Here is a 1,902-nt window from a genome sequence, read left to right on the forward strand (position 1 = left end):
CGATCCCGGTGGCGAACGACGTAACGATGCCGGCATCGACGGCCTTCGAGAAATCGACGACGCCCTTCCACTGGCCGTGGGTCAGTACGCCGCCGAACCCGGCCGGCGGGGTCTCGGGCGCCCGATCTGTCTCGGGGACGAAGGTATTGTTGGCCCAGGTGCCGCTCACACGGACATAGGCGGGTCCCAGCGCGGCGGCGAGCGTCCGGAGCCGCGCATTGCCCAGGTTGAGCGGAGGACGGTACTCGTAGAGCGCCGGGTTCATTCCCACCGGTATGTCCCCGGAAGGCGCCGTCGGCGCGGGCTGCCGCAGCGCGGCTTCGAGTTCCGGGCCGTAGGGCTTCCAGAACTTGCCGCCGGTTACCTCCAGCATCTCGACGTTGTAGGATTGGTAGCGCTCGTCGACCGAACCGACGCGCTGCAGCGTTGACGGCGAGACAAAAACTCGCTCCGGGGCCGATGACACAGTCCCTACCATGGCCGCGCCGATAACCGCCAAGCCTACGAAACCCTTCAAGCCGACGCGATTGATCCTCATCGGCAATCTCCGGCATTTCGTTCGACAGGCAAGCCCAACGGTTCAGACGTGAGCACAGGCAACGCGTTCACATGCCGACCGTTCGCCAAGTCAGCCGCTCCCGAAGGGGTTGTATGCGAGCGCGCCATCAAGCGACTTCGCCGCTGCCTCCCATGGCGCATGACGCGATGCGCCAGGTTCATCGAGACTAAGGGGAATGATGTACCATGACATGCTGATGTCGTAGCCGCCGCTATTAGGGCCTGTTGGGAATCATTGTGAGGCGATGACGGTCGCGGCGAGATGGATCATGGCTGCAAAGCGTTGATCGGTTTTATCGGCACGCATCGCGATGCGCTTGAACTCTTTCAGCTTGCAGAAGTAATTCTCGATCAAGTGCCGCCATTTGTACATCTCGGTATCAATGTCGCGCGGCTTGGTGCGGCACGGATGCTGTGAGATCACGACCTTGGCCCCCCGCTGATCGAGGCCCGCGACGATCGCGTTGCTGTCGAAGGCCTTGTCGGCGATCAGAGCCTCGAAGCTCACCCCGTCGATCAGAGGCGGCAACCCGACCGTGTCGTGGCGCTGACCCGGCAACAGCACGAAGCGCACGAGATTGCCCAGCGCATCGGTCAAGGCCAGCACCTTCGTGGTCATGCCGCCCTTGGAACGACCAATGGCTTGGCTTGAAGTCCCCCTTTGGCGCCCTGGCCGTGGCGATGCACCTTCACGATGGTGGCGTCCACCATCGCATACTCCATGTCTGGCTCATCCGAGACCGCCTCGAACAGCCGCGTCCAGACATCGGCCCTCACCCAGTCGCGGAAGCGCGAGTAGATCGAGTCCCACTTCCCGAACCGTTCCGGGATGTCGCGCCAGGGACTGCCCGTGCGCACCACCCACAACACCGCTTCCACGAAGCGCCGGTTGTTCTCGCCACTGCGACCCGGATCACCAGGCTTGCCCAGGCAGTGCGCTTCCATCTGCGCCCATTGGGCGTCCGTCAGTACGTCGCGTTCCATCGTGAGCTTGAATCACACGCTCACCCGCGCCAACAACCCTGATTCCCAACAGGCCCTAGAATGGCGCGTATTCGGCTTGGAGTCCGCAGCGCAGGTGCGCAACGGCCTCGAGGGCGCGACGGCTGTGCTTCATACTGCCGGCCCCTTCTCGGCGACCTCGCAACCGATGGCGGACGCCTGCTTGCGCGTCGGTGTGCACTACGTCGATATCACCGGCGAGATCGATGTCTTCGAAGCGCTCGCAACCCGAGACGCAGAATCGAGAGCGGCTGGTGTCATGTTGCTGCCGGGCGCCGGCTTCGACGTAGTGCCAAGCGACTGCCTGGCCGCGCATGTGAAAGCGCGCCTGCCAACCGCAAC

At 63.7% G+C, this 1,902-nt stretch carries 1 protein-coding gene and 2 pseudogenes; 1 reads left to right on the plus strand and 2 read right to left on the minus strand.

Going from position 1 to position 1,902, the window contains the following annotated elements:
* Positions 1-538 (minus strand): annotated as a pseudogene (locus VGP39_RS14200) (hypothetical protein); the annotation flags it as partial.
* Positions 539-790: 252 nt separating this feature from the next.
* Positions 791-1,542 (minus strand): IS5 family transposase gene (locus VGP39_RS14205; RefSeq protein WP_327568738.1). Its coding sequence is split into 2 segments (ribosomal slippage): positions 791-1,206 and positions 1,206-1,542, totalling 753 coding nucleotides; the frame shifts between segments, so codons are not numbered across the junction.
* Position 1,543: 1 nt separating this feature from the next.
* Here VGP39_RS14205 and VGP39_RS14210 point away from each other — a divergent pair.
* Positions 1,544-1,902: pseudogene (locus VGP39_RS14210) on the plus strand (hypothetical protein); the annotation flags it as partial.

The organism is Bradyrhizobium sp. (assembly GCF_036009065.1).
Taxonomy (GTDB): domain Bacteria; phylum Pseudomonadota; class Alphaproteobacteria; order Rhizobiales; family Xanthobacteraceae; genus Bradyrhizobium.